Source organism: Pseudomonas sp. MD330_10 (assembly GCF_042610415.1).
Lineage (GTDB): Bacteria > Pseudomonadota > Gammaproteobacteria > Pseudomonadales > Pseudomonadaceae > Aquipseudomonas > Aquipseudomonas rhodesiae.
Window position 1 is genome coordinate 103,123 of sequence record NZ_JBHGZU010000014.1, and the last position, 23,314, is coordinate 126,436.

Sequence of the window (23,314 nt, forward strand, 5' to 3'; positions counted from 1 at the left end):
GTCGTTACAACCGCGTGCTTAAGCGATAGTGCCCAGCAGCTTTTCCCACTCTTTGTTTTCTTTCTTCGACACACCACCCAGCAAATCAAGCGCTTGGCGCAGACGGAAACGCGTCAGGTCAGGGCCGAGAATTTCCATCGCATCAAGCACCGACACCGAACTGGCCTGCCCCGTGATCGCCGCAAACATCAGCGGCATGGCGTCGCGCAGTTTCAACTCCAGGGACTCGACCACCGCCTGAATCGTCGCGGTGATGGCGTCCTTCTCCCACTGACGCAGGCTTTCCAGTTTCCACAGGATCAACTGCATCAACTGGCGAACCTGATCACCCGAGAGCTTCTTGGATTCAAACAGCTTCGGATCCGGGTTCACGCCCCCCGCAAAGAAGAAACTGGCCAACGGCGCGACCTGGCTGAAGGTCTCCACCCTGCCCTGCACCAGCGGTGCGATCTTCATCATGTATTCAGGGTTCAACGCCCACTGCTGCACACGGCTGGCGAATTCTTCCACCGGCAAGTCACGCAGCCATTGGCCGTTGAGCCACGACAGCTTTTCGATATCGAAGATCGGCCCACCCAGCGACACACGGGACAAGTCGAAGTTGTCGACCATCTCCTGCAGCGAGAACTTCTCGCGCTCGTCCGGCATCGACCAGCCCATGCGACCCAGGTAATTGAGCATCGCTTCGGGCATAAAGCCCATGCGCTCGTAGAAGGTCACCGAAGTCGGGTTCTTGCGTTTGGACAACTTGCTCTTGTCCGGGTTACGCAACAGCGGCATGTAGCACAGTTGCGGTTGCTCCCAGCCGAAGTATTCGTAGAGCAGGATCAGCTTCGGCGCCGACGGCAGCCATTCTTCGCCGCGCAGCACATGGGTGATGCCCATCAGGTGGTCGTCGACCACGTTGGCCAGGAAGTACGTGGGCAGGCCGTCGGTCTTCATCAGCACCTGCATGTCCATGCGGTCCCACGGGATCTCGACGTCACCGCGCAGCATGTCCGGCACCACACACACGCCTTCGCTCGGCACCTTCATGCGGATCACATGGGGTTCGCCGGCAGCCAGGCGACGTGCCACTTCTTCTTTGGATAGCAACAGCGCGCGACCGTCGTAGCGCGGCGTTTCGCCCCGGGCCTGTTGTTCGGCGCGCATCTGGTCGAGTTCTTCGGCGGTGCAGAAGCATGGGAACGCATGCCCCATGTCGACCAGTTGCTGGGTGTACTGCTTGTAGATGTCGCTGCGCTCGCTCTGGCGATACGGGCCGTGGGGGCCGCCCACGTCCGGGCCTTCGGCCCAGGTAATGCCCAACCAGCGCAGCGCATCGAAAATCTGCTGCTCCGACTCGCGGGTGGAGCGCAGTTGATCGGTGTCTTCGATCCGCAGAATGAATTCACCGCCGTGCTGCTTGGCGAAGCAGTAGTTGAACAAGGCGATGTAAGCGGTACCGACGTGGGGATCCCCAGTGGGCGATGGCGCGATGCGCGTGCGGACGGTGGTCATGGCAGGTCTCGAATGGGCGATATAACTGAAAATTGAAACAAGGGGCGAATGGTAACAGCCCAGGGGGTTTTCTGGAAAACCGCGGCGCGGCTATCGGGGGCAAGCCCCCTCCCACACTTGGATCTGTGAACACATTTCAACTGTGAGAGGGGGCTTGCCCCCGATAAGGCCAGTCAATTCAGCGCAGATCAAACCGCCAGCAATCGCTCACGCAACTTGCCAATCTCGTCACGCGTCTGCGCCGCCGCTTCAAACTCCAGGTCGCGCGCCAACTGGTACATCTTCTCTTCCAACTGCCGAATCCGCTTGGTGATTTCACTCGGCGAGCGCAGTTCGTTTTCGTACTTGGCACTCTCCTCCGCGGCCTTGGCCATGCCCTTGCGCTTCTTGCTGCGCGAGCCGGGCACGGTGGCGCCTTCCATGATGTCGGCAACGTCCTTGAACACACCTTTGGGCGTGATGCCATGTTCGAGGTTGAAGGCAATTTGCTTGTCGCGACGACGCTCGGTCTCGCCGATCGCCCGCTCCATGGAACCGGTGATACGGTCCGCGTACAAAATCGCACGACCATTGAGGTTACGCGCCGCGCGGCCGATGGTCTGGATCAGCGAACGCTCGGAGCGCAGGAAGCCTTCTTTATCTGCATCCAGGATCGCCACCAGCGACACTTCCGGCATGTCCAGGCCTTCGCGCAGCAGGTTGATGCCCACCAGCACATCAAAGGTGCCCAAGCGCAGATCGCGGATGATCTCCACGCGCTCCACGGTGTCGATGTCCGAGTGCAGGTAGCGCACACGCACGCCGTGGTCGGCCAGGTAGTCGGTCAAGTCTTCGGACATGCGTTTGGTCAGCGTAGTGACCAGCACCCGCTCTTCCAGGGCCACGCGCTTGTTGATTTCCGACAGCAGGTCGTCGACCTGGGTCAGCGCCGGGCGGATTTCGATTTCCGGGTCCACCAGGCCGGTGGGACGCACCAACTGCTCGATCACCCGCCCGGCATGCTCGGCTTCGTAGTTGCCAGGCGTTGCCGAGACAAAAATCGTCTGCGGGCTGATGGCCTCCCACTCATCGAAGCGCATCGGCCGGTTATCCAGCGCCGACGGCAGGCGGAAACCGTATTCCACCAGGGTTTCCTTGCGCGAACGGTCACCCTTATACATCGCGCCCACCTGCGGCACGCTGACGTGGGATTCATCGATCACCAGCAGCGCATCCGGCGGCAGGTAGTCATAGAGGGTCGGCGGCGGCGCGCCGGACTCGCGGCCTGAGAGGTAACGCGAGTAGTTTTCGATGCCGTTGCAGTAACCCAGCTCCAGGATCATCTCCAGGTCGAAGCGGGTGCGCTGTTCCAGGCGCTGGGCTTCCACCAGCTTATTGTTGGCGCGCAGGTATTCCAAGCGTTCGGCCAATTCGACTTTGATGCCCTCAATCGCGCCCATCAGGGTTTCGCGGGGCGTCACATAGTGGCTTTTCGGATAGAAGGTGAAGCGCGGCAGTTTGCGAATTACCTCGCCGGTCAACGGATCGAACGCCGACAGGCTCTCGACTTCATCGTCGAACAGCTCGATGCGGATCGCCTCCAGGTCCGATTCGGCCGGGTAAATATCAATCACATCGCCGCGCACGCGGAAGGTGGCCCGGGCGAAGTCCATGTCGTTGCGGGTGTATTGCAGGCTCGCCAAACGACGCAGCAGCTCGCGCTGGTCGAGTTTGTCGCCGCGATCGACGTGCAGCACCATCTTCAGATAGGTTTCCGGGCTGCCCAAGCCGTAGATGCACGACACCGTGGTAACGATGATTGCGTCCTTGCGCTCCAGCAGCGCCTTGGTCGCGGACAGGCGCATCTGCTCGATATGGTCGTTGATCGAGGCGTCCTTCTCGATAAAGGTATCGGAGGACGGCACGTAGGCTTCGGGCTGGTAGTAGTCGTAGTAGGAAACGAAGTACTCCACCGCGTTGTTCGGAAAAAACGCCTTGAACTCGCCATACAACTGCGCGGCCAGGGTTTTATTCGGCGCCAGCACCAGGGTCGGGCGGTTCACCTGGGCGATGACGTTGGCGATGCTGAAGGTCTTGCCTGAACCGGTCACCCCGAGCAGCGTCTGGTGGGCCAGGCCGGCTTCAATGCCTTCGACCATCTGGCGAATGGCCTCGGGCTGATCGCCGGCGGGTTCGAAGCGGGTGACTAGTTGGAAATCCGACATAACGTACCTCTTGAAGTCACCCCAGACTGTAAAGCGGTCGGGGAAGAAATAGACCACCACCCGCGAAAATACAGAGCGGGCCGTAGGAAATAATCATGATAGCCATACAAGTGGAGGCGAATGTGACGGCTTTCAAGGCAATCGTCTGACCCTGGGTTTTCGATCAAGGTTGCAATATGACTAACGGTCGGTAAATAAACCGAAAAACTTGGCCGAAAAGCCGTTTCGGTGGTCGCCCTCGGCGATGATGGCCTCTATACTAGCTCCCCGTTTGTGCACCGCTCTAGTGCATTCGGCTGGAGCGCGACACGTCCCTCCTACCCCCCATAGAGCTGCCGCAAAAATGAGCCTGTTCTCCGCTGTCGAAATGGCACCACGCGATCCAATCCTGGGCCTCAACGAAGCATTCAACGCCGACACCCGAACCACCAAGGTCAACCTTGGCGTAGGCGTTTACTGCAACGAGGAGGGGAAGATTCCACTCTTGCGTGCCGTTGCCGAAGCGGAAGCCATTCGCGTGGCGCAACATGCCGCTCGCGGGTACTTGCCGATCGATGGTATCGCCGCCTACGACAAGGCCGTGCAGACCCTGCTGTTCGGTCAAGCATCGCCATTGCTCAGCGCTGAGCGGGTGGTCACCGTGCAAGCCGTTGGCGGCACCGGCGCGCTGAAGATCGGCGCAGACTTCCTCAAGCAGCTGCTGCCTGACGCCGTGGTGGCCATCAGCGACCCGAGCTGGGAAAACCACCGCGCGCTGTTCGAAACCGCCGGTTTCCCGGTGCAGAACTATCGCTACTACGATGCCGCCACCCACGACGTAAACCGTGCCGGCCTGTTCGAAGACCTCAACGCCCTGCCGCCGCAGTCCATCGTGGTGCTGCACGCCTGCTGTCACAACCCGACCGGCGTCGACCTGAGCCCGGCCGACTGGCAAAAAGTCTTGGACGTGGTCAAGGCCAAAAACCTGGTGCCGTTCCTCGACATGGCCTACCAAGGCTTTGGCGATGGCATCGACGAAGACGCCGCCGCCGTGCGCCTGTTCGCCGAGTCGGGCCTGACCTTCTTTGTGTCCAGCTCGTTCTCCAAGTCGTTCTCGCTGTATGGCGAGCGCGTAGGCGCGCTGTCGATCGTCAGCGAGTCCAAGGAAGAAAGCGCGCGCATCCTGTCCCAGGTCAAGCGTGTGATCCGCACCAACTACTCCAACCCACCGACCCACGGCGCGGCCATCGTCGCGGCGGTACTCAACAACCCGGAGCTGCGTGCTCAGTGGGAAGCCGAACTGGCCGAAATGCGCCTGCGCATCCGTGGCATGCGTGAGCAGATGGTCGCCGAACTGGCCAAGGCTGCACCGGGCCACGACTTCAGCTTCGTCGGCCGCCAGCGCGGGATGTTCTCCTACTCCGGCCTGACCGTTGAGCAAGTTACCCGCCTGCGCACCGAGTTCGGTATTTATGCGTTGGATACCGGGCGGATCTGCGTGGCAGCGTTGAACCAGGCCAACATCGATGCGGTCACAAAGGCAATCGTTCAGGTCCTGTAAACCTGCTGGTTGCATAAGGAGGGGAAGCCGATGGCTTCCCCTTTTTCGTATCCAGCCCCTAGACTGAACCCCACCGCCCCTTTGCTGTGAGAGCCCTATGCGAAACGATGACTTGGACCTGCGCGCCGACCCCGACGACATGGACCCCTTCCCCCCGCGTGCCACCCACCACCCCAAGCGTGAAAAAAGCCTGGTGCTGCAAGTGGCGCTCGGTGTGTTCCTCGGTGGTTTGGCACTGTGGCTGGTGCAACTGGGGGCAACGGCGATCATGGCGAAATTGGCCATGGGCACCTTCCAGTTCGGCGGCTGATGAAGACCAACATGTGGGAGAGGGCAAATCCACTCCCCTATCGATAACTCAGGCGGCAACCAGGCCGCCCTCCTCCAGCAGCTTCACAAAGCTGTTCAAACTCTGCGACACCGTGCCACGCCGCCAGATCAGCCAGGTATTCAATAAGCGGAAGGTATCGGCCAGCGGCCACACACTCACCGCCGCCGACCCCGGCATGCTTTCCAGCATGCTGCGCGGCATCAACGCCAGCCCGGCACCGGCACTGACGCACGCCAACATACCGTGGTACGACTCGATTTCGAAGATTTTGCCCGGCACCGCGCCATCCTGGGAAAACCAGCGCTCAAAGTGATGCCGGTAAGAGCAATTGGAGCGGAACGTATAGATGTTCTCGCCATTCACGTCTTGCCCTCGGGTGATCGGCGCGTGGTGCAGCGGCGCGATCACCACCATCTCTTCCTCGAACACCGCCACACCTTCCAGGGTCGAGTGCAACACCGGCCCGTCGACAAACGCGGCCGTCAGGCGCCCCGACAGCACACCTTCGATCATAGTGCCCGATGGCCCGGTGCTCAGGTCCAACTCGACCTTGGCGTGCTTCTGGTTATAGGCCGCCAGCAAGGCTGGGATGCGCACCGCCGCCGTACTTTCCAGCGAGCCCAGGGCGAACGCGCCCTGGGGCTCCTCCCCCGCCACCGTGGCGCGAGCCTCTTGCACCAGATCGAGAATGCGCCGCGCATAGCCGAGGAAATTCCACCCAGCCGGCGACAAGCGCAAACGGCTCTTCTCGCGAATAAACAACTCGACGCCCAAGTCCTGCTCCAACTGCTTGATGCGCGTGGTCAGGTTCGACGGCACCCGATGGATCAGCTGTGCCGCGGCACTGATACTGCCCTGCTCGGCCACGGCCTTGAAGATTTCCAACTGCACCAGATCCAAGTCATTCTCCATTCGTGAATGTATCGCTCAATATTATTCAGTTCTCAGAAAAGAGCCAGCCCCGTACGCTGAACCCATTCCTCCCATTCAGCAGGACGGCGCCATGAACGCAATCACTTCCCAGACCCACGCCCTCTCGATCAACCCGGCCAGCGGCGAAACCGTCGGCAGCTACCCTTACGAAACCGCACCGCAACTGGACGCGGCGCTTGATCGCGCTACCCGGGCGTTCCGCACTTGGCGTCGCCAGCCGGTCTGCCAGCGTGCCGAGCTGCTGCTGGCCCTGGCCACTGCTCTGCGCGAGCAGGCCGAAGCCATGGCGCAGATGATCACCCTGGAAATGGGCAAACCCATTGCCCAGGCCCGTGCCGAAATCGAAAAATGCGCCCAACTCAGCGAGTGGTACGCCGCCCACGGCCCGGCCATGCTCGTCCCGGAACCGACCTTGGTGGACAACGGCACGGCGCACATCGAGTACCGCCCGCTGGGGCCGATCCTCGCCGTGATGCCGTGGAACTTCCCGGTCTGGCAGGTGCTGCGCGGTGCCGTGCCGACTTTGCTCGCTGGCAATACCTACGTGCTCAAGCACGCGCCGAATGTGATGGGCTGCGCGTACCTGATCAAAGCAGCGTTCCAGCAAGCCGGTTTCCCTGATGGCCTGTTCGAAGTGCTCAACGTGACCCAGGATGGCGTGTCCAACGCCATCGCTGACCCACGCATCGCCGCCGTCACCCTCACCGGCAGTGTGCGGGCCGGCATCGCCATCGGCTCACAGGCCGGCGCCGCGCTGAAAAAATGTGTGCTGGAACTGGGCGGCTCCGACCCATTTATCGTGCTCAACGACGCCGACCTCGACGCCGCCGTGCAGGCCGCCGTCATCGGCCGCTTCCAGAACAGCGGCCAGGTCTGCGCCGCCGCCAAGCGCCTGATCATTGAGGAAGGGGTGGCAAAAGCCTTCACCGCGAAGTTCGTCGAAGCCACTCGCGCCCTGGTCATGGGCGACCCGACCGCCGACAGCACTTACGTCGGCCCGATGGCGCGCTTCGACCTGCGCGACGAACTGTATGGGCAAGTCCAGGCGACCCTGAACGAAGGCGCCACCCTGCTGCTGGGCGGCGACAAAGTCGAGGGGGCCGGCAACTATTATCAGCCGACGGTCCTGGCGGATGTCACCGACCAGATGACCTCCTTCAAACAAGAACTGTTTGGCCCGGTAGCCTCGATCATCACTGCCCGCGATGCCGACCACGCCGTGGCCCTGGCCAATGACAGCGAGTTCGGCCTCACCGCCAGCATTTTCACCGAGGATCCGGCCAAGGCGCGCCAGATCGCCGACCAACTGGAGACTGGCGGTATCTTCGTCAATGCGTTCAGCGTTTCCGATCCGCGCGTCGCTTTTGGCGGTGTGAAAAAGAGCGGGTTCGGCCGCGAGTTGTCGCACTTTGGCGTACGAGAGTTCTGTAATGCACAGACGGTGTGGCTGGATCGTAAGTAGCCCCATTGAACAAATGGCGTTAGCATCCTGTCCACTCGGCTTAACAGCATGTTTTTAGGGTCAGGATCGCACTGTGGAAAAGCTAAATCGCCTTCAAAGCGGAATCGAAGGGCTGGATGCTCTGCTCAAGGGAGGGCTGGTGTCTGGGGCGTCCTATATCATCCAGGGGCGCCCCGGCTCCGGTAAAACCATCCTCGCCAACCAGCTGGGGTTTCATCATGCGCGCAACGGCGGCCGTGTCTTGGTCGCTACGTTGCTGGCGGAATCCCACGACCGCCTTTTCCAGTTTCTGTCCACCCTGAGCTTTTTCGATGCCTCCCGCGTCGGCGCCGAAATCCAATTCGTCAGCGCCTTCGACACCCTGGAAAACGAAGGTCTCGACGAGGTGGTGAAGTTGCTCCGGCGCGAAATCAGTCGGCAAAAGGCTACCGTCATGGTGGTGGACGGCCTGCTCAATGCGCGCTCCAAAGCTGACTCACCCATCGACACGAAAAAATTCATCTCCGAACTGCAAGGCCATGCCGCCTTCGCCGGTTGCACCGTGCTGTTTCTGACCAGCTCGCGATTGGACGACGGCAGCCCAGAACACACCATGGTCGACGGCGTGATCGAAATGGGCGAAGAACTGTTCGGCACCCGCTCGGTCCGCCGTATCCAATTGCGCAAGACCCGCGGCAGCGGCGCGCTCACCGGCCTGCACGAATGCGAAATCACCAACGACGGCCTGGTGGTGTACCCGCGCCTGGAAAGCCTCTATGGCCGCCCTTCCGCACCGGACAGCGCCGACCTGACGCGCATCCCCAGCGGCATCACTTCACTGGACGCGATTCTCGGCGGCGGCCTGCACAGCTCCAGCGTGACCCTGGTGATGGGCCCGTCGGGCATCGGCAAGACCACTTTGGGCCTCAAGTTTTTGTCCGAGTCCACGGTGGACGCGCCGGGTCTGCACTTCGGCTTTTACGAAAGCCCGCAGCGCCTGCAACTCAAGGGCCTGTCCCTCGGCATCGACTTGCAACAGATGCAGGACAGCGGCGCCCTGAGCATCGCCTGGCAGCCCACCACCGAAGGTTTGCTCGACGGTCTGGGCGCGCGTCTGCTGGGCCTGGTGGAAGAAAAAGGCATCAAGCGTCTGTTTATCGACAGCCTCAGCGGCATGACCCGCGTGTCCACCAACCCGGCGCGCATCACCGATTTCTACAGCGCGCTGATGAACGAACTGCGCGCCCGTGGCGTCACGGTATTCGCGACCTGGGAAATGCACGATCTGTTCGGTTCCGAGGTCAGTTCACCGGCATCCGAGCTGTCGAGCATTGCCGACAACTTGATGTTGATGCGTTTCTTCGAGATTCAGTCTGAACTTAGAAGGACGCTTTCCATTCTTAAGGTCAGAGACAGCTTCTATGACCCCTCGCTCCTGGAAGTGGTCATCCGCGACCAAGCCGTTGATCTAAGAAAGGTTTCAAGAAATGCCCCCTCAGTGGTGTCCAATTCAGCGCTGCCTGGTTCAGCTTTTTAAGTCTTTGTGTGGGTTGGACTGACATGACCACCATCCTGGTCGTCGATGACGAATATCTGATCGCCGACATCCTTGGCTTCGCGCTGGAGGATGAGGGGTTCATGGTCGTCACAGCGAGCAACGGACGCAAGGCACTGGACGTGCTGGAGCGCGAACGCCCGTCGCTGATCATCACAGACTTCATGATGCCGGTGATGGACGGTCAACAACTCGCCGAAGCGGTGCGCGCCCTGCCGAGCGTCAATCACCTGCCGATCATCCTGATGAGCGGCGCGCAGGCGCACATCGGTATGGAGCGCTCGGACCTGTTTGACGCCGTGCTGGCCAAGCCCTTCAAGATCGATCTGATCGTCGCCGAAGTGAGAAGGCTGCTGGCGGCGACGTGACAAGCGCTGCCCTGACAATCGCGATAGCGACCAGGCTGAAATTGTCATGAGCCTATGCTGCACTGGTGTGTATTCAAGGACCGAGAGGAACACCCCATGCCAGCCCGCAATCCCCCTATCGATTTGTCCCATCGCCCGCGCCTGGCCGATCTGCGCCCACTGATCGCGCCAAGCGCGAGTCTGCTGGAAGCCCGGGCAGCAACCCCACGGGTGACCGCCGCCAAGGATCTGCAGGACCGCCAAGGGTACGCTACGGATTTTCTCAGCCGCTTCGTCGTGCCTTGGCCCACTACAGACGAGGCGTTGCAGGATGATGTGGAACCACTGCGCCTGGACTACACGCACTTTTCGATAACGATGTCGCGCTCGCGGCGACTGGCGCTCTACGTGGGCGTCAATATCGATGGCGCCAAGCACGTAGACATTACCCGCAGCAATGACACCTGGGCCTACGACGGTCGCCTGCCGATCAGCGCGCAGGTGGGCGAAGCGCTCTACACCAACAACGGCCTGGACCGCGGCCACCTGGTACGGCGCCAAGCCCCCAACTGGGGCGAGCAGGCCGCCACCGCCAATGTCGATACCTTCCATTTCACCAACTGTTCGCCGCAAATGAGCGGGTTCAACCAGAAGACCTGGCTGGAGCTGGAAGACTACATCCTGGATAACACCCAACGCTGGCAAGCCCGCGCCACCGTGTTCAGCGGCCCGGTGTTCGCCGATGATGACCGCGTGTACCGTGGCGTGAAAATCCCCAAGGCATTCTGGAAAGTGGTGGCTTACCTGGGCGATGACGGCAAACCCTCGGCCAGTGCCTACATGATCGATCAAAGCCGCGAGCTGGGGCAGCTCGACCTGATCTTCGGCCCACTCAGGACCTACCGGCGCAGCGTGCTGCAAATTGAACAGTTGACCGGCATTCGCTTCGCCAACCTGGCTGACTACGACGGCTTCAGCAACGAAGAGCGCGCTACCGGCACGCGGATTGAGGCACTCATCCGGGGCCCGCAAGACATTCGTCTATGACCGGGCGTTCTTCGGGCTATATCGCCTCGCCCTGATCGACTACCATACCGCGCCGGTTCCCGAACGGGACTAATAGGGAATCCGAAGCGCGGTACGCCGCGCCAATCGGAACTGCCCCCGCAACTGTAGGTGCCGAGCCTGCTCCCCACTGCCACTGGACGCGTCCGGGAAGGCTGGAGCGAGGCGACGACGCATCAGTCAGGAGACCTGCCGGCCCAGCAACATCACTAACCGGCGGGGTGTCCGGGAAGGACTTCCTTGCCCGGCCCTTGGCGGCGGTGTTCAAGGGCGTGTTTCCATGACCGTAGCTCCCCAGTCGCACGTACGGTCCACACGGAGAACGCCCCATGCTGCCACGCGCTACCGCCCTGCTCGCCAGTTTCGGCCTGGCCACCCTGGCTCACGCCGCGCCCACTCACTACCCGCTGACGGTGCAGAACTGCGGCAGCACGCTGACCTTTGCCCAGGCCCCCGCGCGCAGTGTGACCATCGGCCAGACCGCCACCGAGATGCTTTACACCCTCGGTGTAGGCGACAAAGTGGTCGGCACCTCGCTGTGGTTCAACCCGGTGTTGCCGCAGTTCAAGGCGCAGAACGACACCATCGAGCGCCTGGCCAATAACGAACCGAGCTTCGAAGCCGTGATCGCCAAGCGCCCGCAACTGGTGGCCGCCGAGCTGGAATGGGTGGTCGGCCCCCAAGGCGTGGTGGGCACACGCGAGCAGTTTCATGAGCTGAACATCCCCACTTACCTGCTGCCCTCCGATTGCGAAGGCAAGGACAACCTGGTGGGCGCCGACGGCACGCGGCTGGAGCCGTTTCGCATCGACACCATCTACAAAAGCATCAGCCAACTGGCAGCCATTTTCGACGTCCAGGATCGCGGCCAACAACTGAACGACAGCCTCAAGGCGCGCCTGGCCAAGGCCGTCGCCACGGCGCAGGGCAAGGGTCTCAAGCAGGCCAGTGCGCTGGTGTGGTTCTCCAGCTCCGAGATGGCCAGCGACCCGTACGTGGCCGGCCATAAAGGCGTGCCTGAATTCATGCTGGAGACCCTCGGCCTGCGCAACGTGGTGCAGTCCGACGAAGAGTGGCCGGCCGTCGGCTGGGAAACCATCGCCAAGGCCAACCCGACCTTTCTGGTAATCGCCCGCATGGACCGCCGCCGCTACCCCGCCGACGACCACGAAAAGAAACTCGCTTTCCTGCGCAGCGACCCGGTCACGCGCAACATGGACGCGGTCAAACATAACCGCATCATCATCCTCGACGCCCTGGCCTTGCAGGCCAGCGTGCGCACCTTCGATGGCCTGGAACAACTGGCCAGCGCCATCGACGGCTACGACCTGCCGCAATGACCGCCAGTCTGCTACGCACCCTCCTCGCCCTGGCGCTGCTGCTCGCTGCCGTACTCGCCGGGGTGGCCATCGGCGAAACCGCCATCGAACCCCAGGTGGTGTTGCAGGTGCTCGCCAACAAACTGTGGCACGCCGGTTATGTGCTCGACCCCATCGACGAGGGCGTGGTGTGGAACTACCGCCTGACTCGCGCCCTGGTCGCCGCCGCCTGCGGTGCCGGGCTGGCCACTTGCGGGGTGATCCTGCAATCGTTGCTGCGCAATCCGCTGGCCGATCCGTATTTGCTGGGCATCAGCGCCGGCGCCTCGACCGGCGCGGTGCTGGTGGCGCTGATGGGCGTGGGTGGCGGGCTGGTGTCGCTGTCGGCCGGCGCATTCGTCGGCGCGATGGCGGCGTTTGCCCTGGTGATCCTGCTCGCGCGGGCCAGCGGTTCGTCCAGCGGCACCGGCCAGATCATCCTGGCGGGCATTGCCGGCTCGCAGTTGTTCAACGCCCTCACCGCCTACCTGATCACCAAGTCGGCCAGCTCCGAACAGGCGCGCGGCATTCTGTTCTGGCTGCTGGGCAACCTCAGCGGCGTGCGCTGGCCATCGGTGTGGCTGGCGGTGCCGGTGGCGCTGTTGGGGTTGGCGGTATGCCTGTGGCACCGTCGCGCGCTGGATGCGTTTACCTTCGGCAGCGACTCGGCGGCATCCCTGGGCATCCCGGTGCGGCGAGTGCAGATCGTGCTGGTGGGCTGCGCGGCGCTGGTCACGGCGGTGATGGTGTCGATTGTGGGCTCCATCGGTTTTGTCGGCCTGGTGATCCCCCACGCCGTGCGCCTGTTGCTGGGCACCGGGCACTCGCGCCTGCTGCCGGCCAGTGCGTTGGGCGGCGCGCTGTTTCTGATCGCCGCCGATGTGCTGTCGCGCACCTTGATCAAGGGCCAGGTGATTCCAGTCGGCGTGGTCACGGCGCTGGTGGGCGCGCCGGTGTTTGCGCTGATCCTGATCGGCCGGAGAAACGCGCGATGACGGTGTTGAGCTGCACCAACCTGGGCTTCAAAGTGCGCGACGCCGAGCTGCTGCGCGGGATCGATCTGCAGGTGGCCCAGGGAGAAACCCTGGGCATCGTAGGCCCGAACGGCTCGGGCAAATCCACCCTGCTCAAGCTGCTCGCCGGCCTGCGCCCGCCGGCCAGCGGCGAAGTGCGCTTGGGCGAGCAGCGCTTGCACGACCTGTCGCGCCGCGCCATCGCCCAGCAACTGGCGGTGGTGGAACAACAGGCCGACACCGACGACGCCATCCGCGTGTTCGACGCCGTGGCCCTGGGGCGCACACCCTGGCTGTCGGCGCTGAGCCCATGGTGCGCCGAGGACGACGCCATCGTGCGCCAGGCCCTCGTCGACGTGGACGCCACCCACCTGAGCCAGCGCGCCTGGCGCAGCCTTTCCGGCGGTGAACGCCAACGCGTACACATCGCCCGCGCCCTGGCGCAACGGCCCCGGATCCTCCTGCTGGACGAACCGACCAATCACCTGGACATCCAGCACCAACTGGCGATCCTTAAAGGCGTGCAAGCGCTACCGGTGACCAGCCTGATCGCCCTGCATGACCTCAACCAGGCCCTGACCTGCGACCGCCTCGCCGTGCTGGATCGCGGGCGGCTGGTGGCGCTGGGCAAACCGCTGGAGGTGCTCACCCCGCAACGCCTGCAAGACACCTTTGGCGTGCAGGCGCACTACCTGACCGACCCGTTCGATGGGGCGCAAATACTGCGGTTGCGGCCCAACTGATCAGACAGCCAGGGCGTGGGGCGGATTCAGCCTGCGTAGACGAGTAATTTTCCAGTTCTCTATCTCAGCTCAACCAGTCAAGGACACCCTGTGAAACTTGATAAAAGCACCACGATGCTGCCGGCACTCACTCTTACACCAACAGCGATAACCACCGCCGACATCCCCGATGTACTGACCTTCGTCCTGCAGGCCCGCGCCGAGTTGTTTCCGTCCCTCAGCGCCGCCGGTCTACCCGCCGATCTAGCGAGTTTCGAAGCAACGTACCTTCAGGGTGGAGGTCAATTCATGATCGTGCGTAAAGCCGGTGCGATCGTTGCCGCCATCGGCTACCTCCCCTACGACGGACGTTTTCCCCAGTTGAACTACCGAGGCCTGAACACCGTGGAAGTGGTGCGCCTGTACGTGCTGCCGGCGTTCCGTGGCTTTGGCCTGGCAAGCAGGCTGTATCGGGCGCTGGAGGCACAGGCCCGAGCCGATGAAGTGCAGATGATGTACCTGCACACTCACCCGTTTCTGCCGGGGGCGATTGATTTCTGGAGACGCCAGGGCTTTGAAGTGGTGGATATCGAGTCAGACCCGGTCTGGCAGACCACTCATATGCAACGGCGGTTGTAAGTCCAGGCAGGTGAGCGGGCTTGCCCTAATGCCAGCCAGTTAAGGCGAGATGGGCAATGACTAAAAAATCAGAGCCAGTATGCGAATCTATACGGCCTACTCAGTATTAACTGGAACAACCGGCTCAAAATGTGGGAGGGGCGGTGCGACGATTCGACTTGCCCCCGATAGCAGTGGGTCAGTCAGCCCATCTGCCACCGACCCACCGCAATCGGGGGCAAGCCCCCTCCCACCTTTGATAGTCATCGCCTGGCTGGATCAAACGGCGTACTACCGCGCAGTTTGCGGCATGCGAAACCGTCCTCAGCCTAGCGCAGAAAATCACTCACTGAGTCCTTAACTGACTGGCATTAGGGCAAGCCCGCTCACCACGAAAAGAGTCGTCAGGCCCACTGTCGATGTGATGCGCTGTGTTAGCGCGAAGACTGTTCACCAGTGAGGCAACCGCTGATCCACCGTCGGCTATACGCCAATACCGCATCCGCCATGGCCACTGGAAAGTGGATAAACCCGTGGGCCGATTCCGGCAGCAAGTGCGCCTCTGCCAGGGGCCAGCGCTCGGCGAGCAACCGCGTATCGTCCAGCAGCGGGTCCAGCTCGCCGACAAACATCAAGGCCGGCGGCATTCCCTCCACCTCACCAAACAGCGGCGATAACGGTGGCTGCCGACGCTGCTCGTCACTCAGTCCCGGGGTCAGCAAGCGCAGCGCGTCGACCATGCCCGGCCCGTCCAGCAGCAACGTATCGGGGCCTGCCGCCCGCACGCTGGGGCTGCCGGTGAGGTCGTAGACGCCGTAGTACAACACCGCGCCGCTGATCCGTTGGAGCAGCGCCGGCCATTGTTTCAGCGCGAGCAATGTCGCGGTCGCCAGGTGCCCACCGGCCGATTCGCCGACAACGATCACCGGCAACCCGGCAAACTCCGGCTCACCGAGCAGCCAGCGCGCGGCGGCCAGGCAGTCCTGCATCAGGCCCTGGACCGGCGTGTCGACCGCCAACCGATAGTCCACCGACACCACTATCACGTCGCAGGCGCGCACCATGCCCAAGTTGAGGTCGTCGTCCATTTGCGCGTTGCCGATCACCCAGCCGCCGCCGTGGATATCCAGCACCACGCCCTTGGGTGTGCCGCTGGGACGCAGGATGCGCACCGGCACTTGAATGCCGTCCTGGCGAATCAAGCGGGTTTCAGCGGCTGGGCCTTTCTTGATTTTCTGGCTGATGCGCAACAACGTCTGCAACACGCGCGGCGTCACGCGATTGCGGATCTTGAAGCGCGGCATCCACCCCAGCTTCTGGTTGAAGCGGCGCATCTGGGCCAGTTCGGTCGCACTGGCGGGCCATGGCTGCAGGGCCATCAGCGGTTATTACGCAAGATCGAAAAATTCAACGCCGCCGCCACACACAGCCACGCCAGGTACGGGAACAGCATCAAACCGGTGAGCAGGTCCAGGCGCACGGCCAGCACCACCATCGCGGCGACGGTAAGCCACAGCAGCACGATAATCACCATGCCCGCCAACAGCCGGTGGGCGCCGAAAAACACCGGGGTCCACAAGGTATTCAAGGCAATCTGCGCCGCCCACAGCGCCAATACCATCTGGCTGCCGGGGATCAGGCTCAAGCGGTAACCAGCCCAGGCCAGCAGCAGATAGATGATCGTCCACGCCACCGGGAACAACCAATTGGGCGGTGTAAAGCTCGGTTTGACCAGGGAGTCGTACCACGCGCCAGGCTTGAAAATGATGCCGGTACTGGCGGCGGCGGCGCAGGCGAGCAGGAAGATAAAGAAGGTCATCGTCGGTCCTTGGCTGAAGTCAGCGGGGCGAGTGGAAAGAAAACCAAGCGGTCTGCATGTTTCAAATGACTCAAGCAAGCGCGCATAAATTCAATGCAGGTCTGAAATTCGCGTCGGACCCCTCGCTTTCAGCCGTCATTAAAATTGGTTACCGTGCCTTCACTCCACCCGCCCGAGGGCCCAATCTTGACCGACCCCATCAGCGATCGACACAGCAGCCCCTGGGCGGTGTTCCTGATTTTCCTGCGCCTGGGGCTCACCTCGTTTGGCGGCCCAATTGCGCACCTGGCGTATTTTCGCCATGAGTTCGTGACCCGGCGGCGCTGGCTGAGCGAGCGCAGCTACGCGGAATTGGTCGCCCTGTGCCAGTTTTTGCCCGGCCCGGCCAGCAGCCAGGTCGGCATCGCCCTGGGCCTGACCCGCGCCGGTTATGGCGGCGCGGCGGCGGCGTGGGCCGGGTTCACATTGCCGTCGGCATTGCTGCTGATCCTGTTTGCCCTGGGCTTGGCCCACTACGGTACGGCCGTGCCCGCCGGTGTGCTGCATGGCCTCAAGGTGGTCGCGGTGGCAGTGGTCGCCCAAGCCGTGTGGGGCATGGCGCGCAGCCTGTGCCGGGGCGTAGCGCGGGTGCTGCTGATGCTGCTCGCGGCCGCAGCAGTACTGTGGCAACCCTCGGCGTGGGCGCAGGTGGGCGTGATTGCCGCCGCTGGATTGGCCGGCCTGGTGCTATTCAAACCTGCACTGGCCGCTGCGCCCGACGCACTGCCCATCCCCCTCAGCCGACGCGCCGGGGCCCTGTGGTTGCTGCTGTTTGCCGTACTGCTGGTGGGCCTGCCGGCGCTGGCGCAGGGGCTGCCCCATCACAGCCTGGCGCTGGTGGACGCCTTCTACCGCAGCGGCGCCTTGGTGTTCGGCGGTGGCCATGTGGTGCTGCCGTTGTTGCAAGCTGAAGTGGTGGCGCCGCAATGGCTGAGCAACGACGTATTCCTCGCCGGCTACGGTGCCGCACAAGCCGTGCCCGGCCCACTCTTCACCTTTGCCGCTTTCCTCGGCGCCTCGATGCATGCGCCCCCCAACGGCTGGATCGGCGGCGTGGTGTGCCTGCTGGCAATCTTCGCGCCGTCGTTTTTACTGATCTTCGGCGCGCTGCCCTTCTGGCAGAGCCTGCGCCACAGCCCCCGCACCCAGGCCGCGTTGGCGGGGGTCAACGCGGCGGTGGTCGGCCTGTTGCTGGCGGCGCTGTACCACCCTGTGTGGACCAGCGCGATCTTCAATCTGTACGACTTCGCCCTAGCGTTACTCGCACTCGTCGCCCTGATGACCTGGAAGCTGCCGCCGTGGCTGGTGGTGGCAGGTTGCGCCGTGCTGGGTGGCCTACTCGGCTGAACCGGGCGCGACGATTCTGAGCCAGGGCCAGCGCGCCTGATAACTAAGGGCCTTTTGCGCAAACAACGCCGGTTCCGAGTGCAACGGGTTGATGCGCAGCACGCCCTCGGCCACATCCTGCAACCCGTAAGGCGCATACAACTCGCCCGTCGCCACCTCCAAAGCGATGCAGGTGCCGGCCACCAAGTAACGATCCACGCCGTCGCGGGCCGAGTGCAACTGGGGGTAAGGCCGACCGAAACGCTGGCCATACCACAAGTGAACCCGCGCCTGATTCCTGACCTCGACACTCACCCCCAAGTCCTTGAACAACCCCTGCGCCGCCCGAATCACCCGGTCCTCAGCCTCGTAGGACAGGTCTGGGTCGAAGTAAAAAACGTCGTAATCCTTTACGCCGTGATCGGCCGGTCGATTCGCCTGATGGTTCCACACCGCCTGGAACAGGCAGCCCGCCGTAAGCATGCACTGCGCCACACCCAGGTCGGGTAGGCGTGCAGTGATTTCGGCATTGAGGGGGTTGGCCATGGCCAGGGAGATAAACGTGTCGACGGTCAATGTCATGGGCGCTCCTGCGAACGGCGCTGCTTATTCGGGCGAAGGCGGCCACAATAATGCACCGTCGTAAATGGCGGAAACATTTACTCAATGTGACAGTCTCAGTGCCGACATGCCCTCAATCGTCAAGGATAAAACGATGCGACTCAACGCCATGGCCCTCGCCACTGCCAGCGCCCTGCTGCTCACCGCCTGCAGCGACAGCCCGTCCGACACGGACATCCAAACGGCGCTGCAACCCCGGCTGCAAGGCCCTGCCTGCATCAGCGCGCCAATGTTCAAGAGCTTCCCGGTGACCTTGAGCGAGAGCTTCAGCGCCGGCGTTTCCAGCGGCAACGCACCGGCGTTCGACGCCCTGGTCGACGCCGGCCTTCTGGCCAAAAGCGACAAAACCTACAGCCTCACCGAATCCGGTCGCACGGCCTACACCGAACAAGCGCCGGGCTTCTGTTATTCCCAAGGCTACGAAATTGCCAAGATCAAGGATGTCAGCCCCAACCCTGACCCGATGGGCGCCGCCGTGGACAAATCCTGGGTGGTCACCCTAGACATCCGCCAGATGCCCGTGGCCGCCTGGGCTAAAACCCCGGCCCTGGCAAAACTCACACGCCATCCGGAAAACCTTTCCGAAGCGCCCAAGACCTACCACGTGACGGTCGGCCGCGTGAAAGGTGAGCAGGGCCTACAGCTGATCGACCCACGGTTTTTCATCATGCGTGGGGTCAGTGTCAGCCAGGGGTTCTGACCGTAGAGCTTGGAGGTGTTGGCGAAAATCGTCTGAAGGCTAAATCCGAATAGCCAGCGACGCCTTGCTCCCTTGCCTACGCCTGCGTCAGAATCCGCCGGCTTGTGCGCTGGGGTGGCCGTCTCTAAGGTTGCCCGGTCGCTGAATTTCTCAGGGACCGGGTTTAGTAGCCTGAGTTGGGTATCGAAGAGTGCATGAGTTACATCATTCAGACATTGCGTCTGAACTTGATGGTGGCTGTGCGTAGGGCGCCTCCGGGCGCGCCGGCTTTAGATATCCACCGGTCTACTAACCTGCGTACAGCTGCCACCCATCGTTTAGTAGCGACAAGGTGACGGCATCATTCGGGATATCTTGTATGTACAAAGTCACGCCAGATTCACCCCCTCTTTTTAGCGTCACCCCCGACGCCAGCACCGAAAGCCTCATCACCAACAGCTACGAAACTTTCACCAGCGTCAGCACGCTGCTGCTCGACCTGTCCGAAGACCTCAGCGGCAAACACCGCGACATCGCCCTGGCCATTCACCAACTGAGCGAACTCGGCGTACTGCTCACCGCCCGCCTCCTCGACCGCGAAGCGCCCTGCTCGGCTTAACCTTTCAACTCATCCGCCCGATGGCTCGCCGCGTCGTCGTAAGCCACATACAACGACTCGGCGACCTGGCTCTTGATCGCTTTGCTGGCTTCCAGCCCAAGCACAAACCCTTCGGCTTTACCCCCGGCGCGGTTGAGTTCTTCATGGGTGGCGGCGCCGGTAATGGCGTCAAGAAGCTTGGCGGCCTGCGGGCCGACGCCTTTGGGGAGGGAAATGTGCTCGATGGACATTGCGGTACCTATTGAGGAAAAGAACGGTAGCGCGTGGAACCACTGCCGGGGCGTGCATGGTAGACCGATTGCGGGCGTGATGGGCCGGTTTCGGCCAATAGAAGCCGCTGGACAGCTTGGGCAGGTGTTGTCGTTCAGCGTTTGCCTTCAACGTTCGCGGGTTCACACTGGGTTGGGGTAAAGAGAGCATGGCGGCGGCCTTTTCTCTCTCCCGAAGTGCGCGCGTACAGTCTGTCCTGTTATGCTGATTCAGCCGTCCGGCGTGTGGATAAGATGCTATACGGCATTAAGTGACAGGTATGTTGGATAATTGATAGTTAGGGAAAACTAAGTATGCGTCGTTTAATAGCCAACGGGTTTGTGTTTGTCGGCATTGCTATACTCTGTTGCAGCTGCACATCTTATTCGTCCCAGCCGACAATCAACGAACCCGTTGAACCCGAAACACAAGAAATTGTCTCCAGCTTCAGTTACGCAATAAATTCTCCATGGAAAGACAGTCGCTTCGGCAAGGACGCATACGCAGCGACACTCAACGTTATTCCCGGTGCGCAGGATAAGAACTCCAGCCTTGCCGCCCCGAGCCTGCCAGCATTAGAAATAAAGATCTCGGAGTTCTCATCTGGCGGCGCTTGCGGACAAGATTACTTGACGGGGCTGAGTCTGGGTTTGTTCCCCAGTTGGTGTACGCGGACAAACCTTTTCAAGTTTGATTTTATATTGAATAAGGACCAGCGCTTTTGCAGGCAGAAAACCTACTCGATAAACTCCACGTCGTTTTCACATCTCACGATGATTCCGTTTGCACTTCTCAATACGGGCAATCAGCCATTGACGCTCTATCAGGCGGCGCTTAAAGATTTTCTTCGCAGAGGTCAATGTGCCACGCGTTGAGAGGCTGCTTTTGGCCGGTTGCTGCCCGTCACGAACGGCATAAATCGGCCAGAAGCAGCTCTTTAGATCAGATATGTCGCGTCGATTTAGAGAGCAGAGAGTATTGAATAAACTGCCCTAATGTTTGGAATGAAGTGAGGTGTCGGGCCCGACGCCAACTCACTTGCGACTTGCGTGATAAATTCCCGTGCCCGCTCAAGTGGAAGGCCGATGATTTCATAAGGAAGCCAATCATTATTCATGGCATCCTCGTATGCCTCGATTACATACAGCAAATAGTCGCCTTCAGGGGTATCTCGGAAGGCACTGTACTCCTTTGGAGAACTAAGGCGCGTGCTCAACTCTACTACTTGCGCGGATCCAGGGGCGTCTGGATTTTGCCAACGCGGTGACGCTGAAAGTTCTCTTGTTTCAGCGATTAAATGAGCGGTGATTAAGTGACTCCAAATCATAAGCTAGGTAGCCTGCATTGAAGGTACCGGCGAGAGCATATCACTGACGAATGGACACTGAATTAACCCGCTAGCCATATCACCAAAAAGCAGGATCTGCGAACCGATCCCGACAGTTACACCCGTTAGCGCTGAAGGAACCATTTCGGCCAAATCTGAATCACTTATCATCATTCCGTACTCTGGTCACACCGGTGGATATTGAAGAATCATAGGTCTGAATCGAATCTCATTTTGTAGGAAGATCATATGTCTACTTGTTATAACTTCCACTCATTCTGACCACCAGGTCCTTGCAGAGAGGGCTCGGGCCAGCGTCCGCTTCTGGCCCAGACTGTGTAAAAACGTTTTTGAGCGCGTCAGGTACTCCAAACCGCACCGGAAATCGCGTTTCTACGTGAAATCCATATCTACAGATGTGCTGATAAATTTCAGATTTAACGTAGACGCGCACACTTCAATTTTGGCGAAGCGATTTTACACACTCTGGGCCGATAGCTGTCAGTAGGGGCCATGCGGGCGTAGGATGAGGGCTTTCCCATCAGTCCAGATTTTTTCCCTTATGACTCAATCCCTGCGGACAATCTCAAGGAATCCGCGAGCCGAGGTTTGGCAAGGTGGCTAAGGGAGCCTGATGAGCACGGCTATACGCCACGCAAACTTCTTAAACCAGAACAAAGAATTTTTTTAGAATGTATTGCATCAGGAAAATTCAGCGGCTCAGAGCTCTGATTACTTCAAGCGGGCAACTCAGCCGGTTGTAAAAAATAGCGTTGTTCAGTTTCACCGTTCGACTCGTGATCCAACTGCCGCTGATCGTGATGGACCGCAATGGGTCGAATGGAGCCTTTCACGACAGGCAGCAATCGGCCGGCGAAAAATCGAGTTGCAATGTCCGGTGGTCTGGCATGCAAGGTAAAATGGCGATTTTTGTCATATCAAGGAACGAAAGAGTGTCGACCATTAAAATGACATCCCGGGCCGATTGTCGGCTAACCTCCGCGCTGCTGTTATTAACAGGCTTAGTGGCTCTCTCTGGTTGCCGCCAGTTAACACCTGAGCAGCGAATAGATTCCTGGATCGATAGCGATGGTAAATCCGCTCCAAGTTACCTAACCCCAGAAGAAATCAAACGTCTCGAAGCAAGACGTTATCTCAGGGTTTTGCGCTCTACCTTGGCTCGAAGTGTGTTCTGGGCAAATGGCGAGGGGATGCAAGGCAGCGTGAAGTTGCGGATGAAGCTCAATCAGCAAGGTGACGTATTGCTCTGCGAGGCGCAGCCAAGTGACGCTGGAGCTCCACCAGGCTTTACGAATCTCGTCATGGATGTGTGCTGGAGCAGTAGCTGGAATAGCATCCCGGAAGGTCTCCAGAATCCAGCTGATGGCACGCTCGAGGTCATCGCACCTTTGATAGCTTCTGGTAATACCTCACCTATTTCTGATTACGAACGGGGGCACCAGAGAACTGATGCTGAAAGCCGTTTTTTCTGGGACAACGTGGTGGCCAAGCAATCAATAAATGCGTTCGGCAGAGCTCGCTTCGAATTCACTGCCAACGTAAAGGGCCAAGTCGCAAGTTGCGATGTGACGCTTAAAAAACACTATTTCCGTCCTGAATATTTTCATCCGGATCCTGCGTTACAAAAGGTACTTGCAACTCAGTGCTTGCAGCTGGATTTGCAACAAATGCCTGGGTTTCGTGTAGGGGAAAACGGGGTAACCCATCGCGTGGTTTTCGTGGACTACTTACCGTGGAAAAACCATGTGGGGAAATACTCCGAGTAAGGCCCTCACTTTAGTGTCTTCTGCGATGGCGTTCCTGTGGCAACACCTTGCGCAAGGTGAATCGCCCTCAGTTTTTCAGACACATCCAAGGTCTGCAATTGGCCGATTTCTGCGCTGGTGACGGGCAGCAATCGGCCCAGAGTATGTAAAAACACTTCCGTATCGTGGATGCCTCAGCCCAGCGCAGCCAGGCGAGTCGATTGGCCACGTATTTGCCACGA

22 protein-coding genes and 1 riboswitch are annotated in these 23,314 nt (G+C 60.7%); of the genes, 15 read left to right on the top strand and 7 right to left on the bottom strand.

What is annotated here, in order from left to right; translation table 11 throughout:
• Positions 1 to 18: 18 nt before the first annotated feature.
• Positions 19 to 1,500, bottom strand: coding sequence for a glutamate--tRNA ligase (gene gltX, locus ACFZPT_RS20195; protein ID WP_034114447.1), 1,482 nt, complete (start codon positions 1,498 to 1,500; stop codon positions 19 to 21).
• A 188-nt stretch (positions 1,501 to 1,688) separates the two neighbouring features.
• On the bottom strand, positions 1,689 to 3,704 hold the full coding sequence (gene uvrB, locus ACFZPT_RS20200; RefSeq protein ID WP_034099192.1) for an excinuclease ABC subunit UvrB: 2,016 nt from the start codon (positions 3,702 to 3,704) through the stop codon (positions 1,689 to 1,691).
• Between the two features lie 343 nt (positions 3,705 to 4,047).
• Between uvrB and ACFZPT_RS20205 the strand changes: the two genes are divergently transcribed.
• Together ACFZPT_RS20205 and ACFZPT_RS20210 are read left to right on the top strand one after the other, a co-directional pair.
• Positions 4,048 to 5,244, top strand: coding sequence for an amino acid aminotransferase (locus ACFZPT_RS20205; RefSeq protein WP_034114449.1), 1,197 nt, complete (start codon positions 4,048 to 4,050; stop codon positions 5,242 to 5,244).
• Between the two features lie 97 nt (positions 5,245 to 5,341).
• Positions 5,342 to 5,554 (top strand): hypothetical protein, encoded by a 213-nt coding sequence (locus tag ACFZPT_RS20210; RefSeq protein WP_034099195.1) that lies wholly within the window; start codon positions 5,342 to 5,344, stop codon positions 5,552 to 5,554.
• A gap of 48 nt (positions 5,555 to 5,602) precedes the next feature.
• On the opposite strand, the gene ACFZPT_RS20215 is transcribed toward ACFZPT_RS20210, so the two are convergent.
• A complete protein-coding gene (locus ACFZPT_RS20215; RefSeq protein WP_034099848.1) occupies positions 5,603 to 6,475 on the bottom strand; it encodes a LysR family transcriptional regulator in 873 nt (290 codons plus the stop codon).
• A 103-nt stretch (positions 6,476 to 6,578) separates the two neighbouring features.
• On the opposite strand from ACFZPT_RS20215, the gene ACFZPT_RS20220 reads away from it, so the two are divergent.
• From ACFZPT_RS20220 to ACFZPT_RS20255, 8 genes are all read left to right on the top strand, one after another.
• Positions 6,579 to 7,970 (top strand): aldehyde dehydrogenase family protein, encoded by a 1,392-nt coding sequence (locus ACFZPT_RS20220; protein WP_034114451.1) that lies wholly within the window; start codon positions 6,579 to 6,581, stop codon positions 7,968 to 7,970.
• A gap of 73 nt (positions 7,971 to 8,043) precedes the next feature.
• Positions 8,044 to 9,486, top strand: coding sequence for an ATPase domain-containing protein (locus ACFZPT_RS20225; RefSeq protein WP_034099199.1), 1,443 nt, complete (start codon positions 8,044 to 8,046; stop codon positions 9,484 to 9,486).
• Positions 9,487 to 9,509: 23 nt separating this feature from the next.
• Positions 9,510 to 9,872, top strand: coding sequence for a response regulator (locus ACFZPT_RS20230; protein WP_034099201.1), 363 nt, complete (start codon positions 9,510 to 9,512; stop codon positions 9,870 to 9,872).
• Between the two features lie 96 nt (positions 9,873 to 9,968).
• The gene (locus ACFZPT_RS20235) at positions 9,969 to 10,898 is read left to right on the top strand and encodes a DNA/RNA non-specific endonuclease (RefSeq protein WP_034114453.1); all 930 of its coding nucleotides are present in this window, start codon (positions 9,969 to 9,971) and stop codon (positions 10,896 to 10,898) included.
• Positions 10,899 to 10,934: 36 nt separating this feature from the next.
• A riboswitch (cobalamin riboswitch) is annotated at positions 10,935 to 11,128 on the top strand.
• Between the two features lie 117 nt (positions 11,129 to 11,245).
• Positions 11,246 to 12,256, top strand: coding sequence for an ABC transporter substrate-binding protein (locus ACFZPT_RS20240; RefSeq protein ID WP_034114455.1), 1,011 nt, complete (start codon positions 11,246 to 11,248; stop codon positions 12,254 to 12,256).
• A gap of 8 nt (positions 12,257 to 12,264) precedes the next feature.
• Complete coding sequence (locus ACFZPT_RS20245; protein ID WP_169869018.1) at positions 12,265 to 13,269, top strand: iron ABC transporter permease; 1,005 nt, start codon at positions 12,265 to 12,267, stop codon at positions 13,267 to 13,269.
• Positions 13,266 to 14,030: an ABC transporter ATP-binding protein gene (locus ACFZPT_RS20250; RefSeq protein WP_034099212.1), complete on the top strand. Its 765-nt coding sequence runs from the start codon at positions 13,266 to 13,268 to the stop codon at positions 14,028 to 14,030. Before ACFZPT_RS20245 ends, ACFZPT_RS20250 begins: the two co-directional genes overlap by 4 nt.
• A gap of 114 nt (positions 14,031 to 14,144) precedes the next feature.
• Complete coding sequence (locus ACFZPT_RS20255) at positions 14,145 to 14,648, top strand: GNAT family N-acetyltransferase (RefSeq protein ID WP_034099849.1); 504 nt, start codon at positions 14,145 to 14,147, stop codon at positions 14,646 to 14,648.
• A 413-nt stretch (positions 14,649 to 15,061) separates the two neighbouring features.
• On the opposite strand, the gene ACFZPT_RS20260 is transcribed toward ACFZPT_RS20255, so the two are convergent.
• Both ACFZPT_RS20260 and ACFZPT_RS20265 read right to left on the bottom strand, forming a co-directional pair.
• Positions 15,062 to 16,006, bottom strand: a complete 945-nt coding sequence (locus ACFZPT_RS20260) for an alpha/beta hydrolase (protein ID WP_034114456.1) — start codon at positions 16,004 to 16,006, stop codon at positions 15,062 to 15,064.
• Positions 16,006 to 16,446, bottom strand: a complete 441-nt coding sequence (locus tag ACFZPT_RS20265; protein WP_034099216.1) for a TspO/MBR family protein — start codon at positions 16,444 to 16,446, stop codon at positions 16,006 to 16,008. The genes ACFZPT_RS20260 and ACFZPT_RS20265 overlap by 1 nt, the downstream gene beginning before the upstream one ends.
• 186 nt (positions 16,447 to 16,632) lie before the next feature.
• Here ACFZPT_RS20265 and chrA point away from each other — a divergent pair, with 186 nt between their 5' ends.
• Positions 16,633 to 17,832: a chromate efflux transporter gene (chrA, locus tag ACFZPT_RS20270; RefSeq protein ID WP_034114459.1), complete on the top strand. Its 1,200-nt coding sequence runs from the start codon at positions 16,633 to 16,635 to the stop codon at positions 17,830 to 17,832.
• On the opposite strand, the gene ACFZPT_RS20275 is transcribed toward chrA, so the two are convergent.
• Positions 17,821 to 18,393, bottom strand: coding sequence for a nucleotidyltransferase family protein (locus ACFZPT_RS20275; protein ID WP_034114461.1), 573 nt, complete (start codon positions 18,391 to 18,393; stop codon positions 17,821 to 17,823). The genes chrA and ACFZPT_RS20275 overlap by 12 nt on opposite strands.
• A gap of 133 nt (positions 18,394 to 18,526) precedes the next feature.
• On the opposite strand from ACFZPT_RS20275, the gene ACFZPT_RS20280 reads away from it, so the two are divergent.
• On the top strand, positions 18,527 to 19,132 hold the full coding sequence (locus tag ACFZPT_RS20280) for a hypothetical protein (protein ID WP_047882081.1): 606 nt from the start codon (positions 18,527 to 18,529) through the stop codon (positions 19,130 to 19,132).
• Between the two features lie 358 nt (positions 19,133 to 19,490).
• Positions 19,491 to 19,730: a DUF6124 family protein gene (locus ACFZPT_RS20285; RefSeq protein WP_034099222.1), complete on the top strand. Its 240-nt coding sequence runs from the start codon at positions 19,491 to 19,493 to the stop codon at positions 19,728 to 19,730.
• On the opposite strand, the gene ACFZPT_RS20290 is transcribed toward ACFZPT_RS20285, so the two are convergent.
• Complete coding sequence (locus ACFZPT_RS20290) at positions 19,727 to 19,960, bottom strand: hypothetical protein (protein WP_034099224.1); 234 nt, start codon at positions 19,958 to 19,960, stop codon at positions 19,727 to 19,729. The genes ACFZPT_RS20285 and ACFZPT_RS20290 overlap by 4 nt on opposite strands.
• Positions 19,961 to 20,293: 333 nt before the next feature.
• Here ACFZPT_RS20290 and ACFZPT_RS20295 point away from each other — a divergent pair, with 333 nt between their 5' ends.
• Both ACFZPT_RS20295 and ACFZPT_RS20300 read left to right on the top strand, forming a co-directional pair.
• Positions 20,294 to 20,854: a hypothetical protein gene (locus ACFZPT_RS20295; protein ID WP_034114463.1), complete on the top strand. Its 561-nt coding sequence runs from the start codon at positions 20,294 to 20,296 to the stop codon at positions 20,852 to 20,854.
• A 1,360-nt stretch (positions 20,855 to 22,214) separates the two neighbouring features.
• Positions 22,215 to 23,093, top strand: a complete 879-nt coding sequence (locus ACFZPT_RS20300; protein WP_143506432.1) for a hypothetical protein — start codon at positions 22,215 to 22,217, stop codon at positions 23,091 to 23,093.
• Positions 23,094 to 23,314: the final 221 nt, after the last annotated feature.

Coding starts and splice junctions, on each gene's coding strand:
- ACFZPT_RS20280 (WP_047882081.1), top strand. CDS start 18,527: ATGCGACTCAACGCCATGGCCCTCGCCACTGCCAGCGCCCTGCTGCTC.
- ACFZPT_RS20240 (WP_034114455.1), top strand. CDS start 11,246: ATGCTGCCACGCGCTACCGCCCTGCTCGCCAGTTTCGGCCTGGCCACC.
- ACFZPT_RS20250 (WP_034099212.1), top strand. CDS start 13,266: ATGACGGTGTTGAGCTGCACCAACCTGGGCTTCAAAGTGCGCGACGCC.
- ACFZPT_RS20220 (WP_034114451.1), top strand. CDS start 6,579: ATGAACGCAATCACTTCCCAGACCCACGCCCTCTCGATCAACCCGGCC.
- ACFZPT_RS20285 (WP_034099222.1), top strand. CDS start 19,491: ATGTACAAAGTCACGCCAGATTCACCCCCTCTTTTTAGCGTCACCCCC.
- ACFZPT_RS20210 (WP_034099195.1), top strand. CDS start 5,342: ATGCGAAACGATGACTTGGACCTGCGCGCCGACCCCGACGACATGGAC.
- ACFZPT_RS20235 (WP_034114453.1), top strand. CDS start 9,969: ATGCCAGCCCGCAATCCCCCTATCGATTTGTCCCATCGCCCGCGCCTG.
- ACFZPT_RS20265 (WP_034099216.1), bottom strand. CDS start 16,446: ATGACCTTCTTTATCTTCCTGCTCGCCTGCGCCGCCGCCGCCAGTACC.
- uvrB (WP_034099192.1), bottom strand. CDS start 3,704: ATGTCGGATTTCCAACTAGTCACCCGCTTCGAACCCGCCGGCGATCAG.
- ACFZPT_RS20295 (WP_034114463.1), top strand. CDS start 20,294: ATGCGTCGTTTAATAGCCAACGGGTTTGTGTTTGTCGGCATTGCTATA.
- gltX (WP_034114447.1), bottom strand. CDS start 1,500: ATGACCACCGTCCGCACGCGCATCGCGCCATCGCCCACTGGGGATCCC.
- ACFZPT_RS20230 (WP_034099201.1), top strand. CDS start 9,510: ATGACCACCATCCTGGTCGTCGATGACGAATATCTGATCGCCGACATC.
- ACFZPT_RS20300 (WP_143506432.1), top strand. CDS start 22,215: ATGCAAGGTAAAATGGCGATTTTTGTCATATCAAGGAACGAAAGAGTG.
- ACFZPT_RS20290 (WP_034099224.1), bottom strand. CDS start 19,960: ATGTCCATCGAGCACATTTCCCTCCCCAAAGGCGTCGGCCCGCAGGCC.
- ACFZPT_RS20260 (WP_034114456.1), bottom strand. CDS start 16,006: ATGGCCCTGCAGCCATGGCCCGCCAGTGCGACCGAACTGGCCCAGATG.
- ACFZPT_RS20275 (WP_034114461.1), bottom strand. CDS start 18,393: ATGACATTGACCGTCGACACGTTTATCTCCCTGGCCATGGCCAACCCC.
- ACFZPT_RS20255 (WP_034099849.1), top strand. CDS start 14,145: ATGCTGCCGGCACTCACTCTTACACCAACAGCGATAACCACCGCCGAC.
- ACFZPT_RS20205 (WP_034114449.1), top strand. CDS start 4,048: ATGAGCCTGTTCTCCGCTGTCGAAATGGCACCACGCGATCCAATCCTG.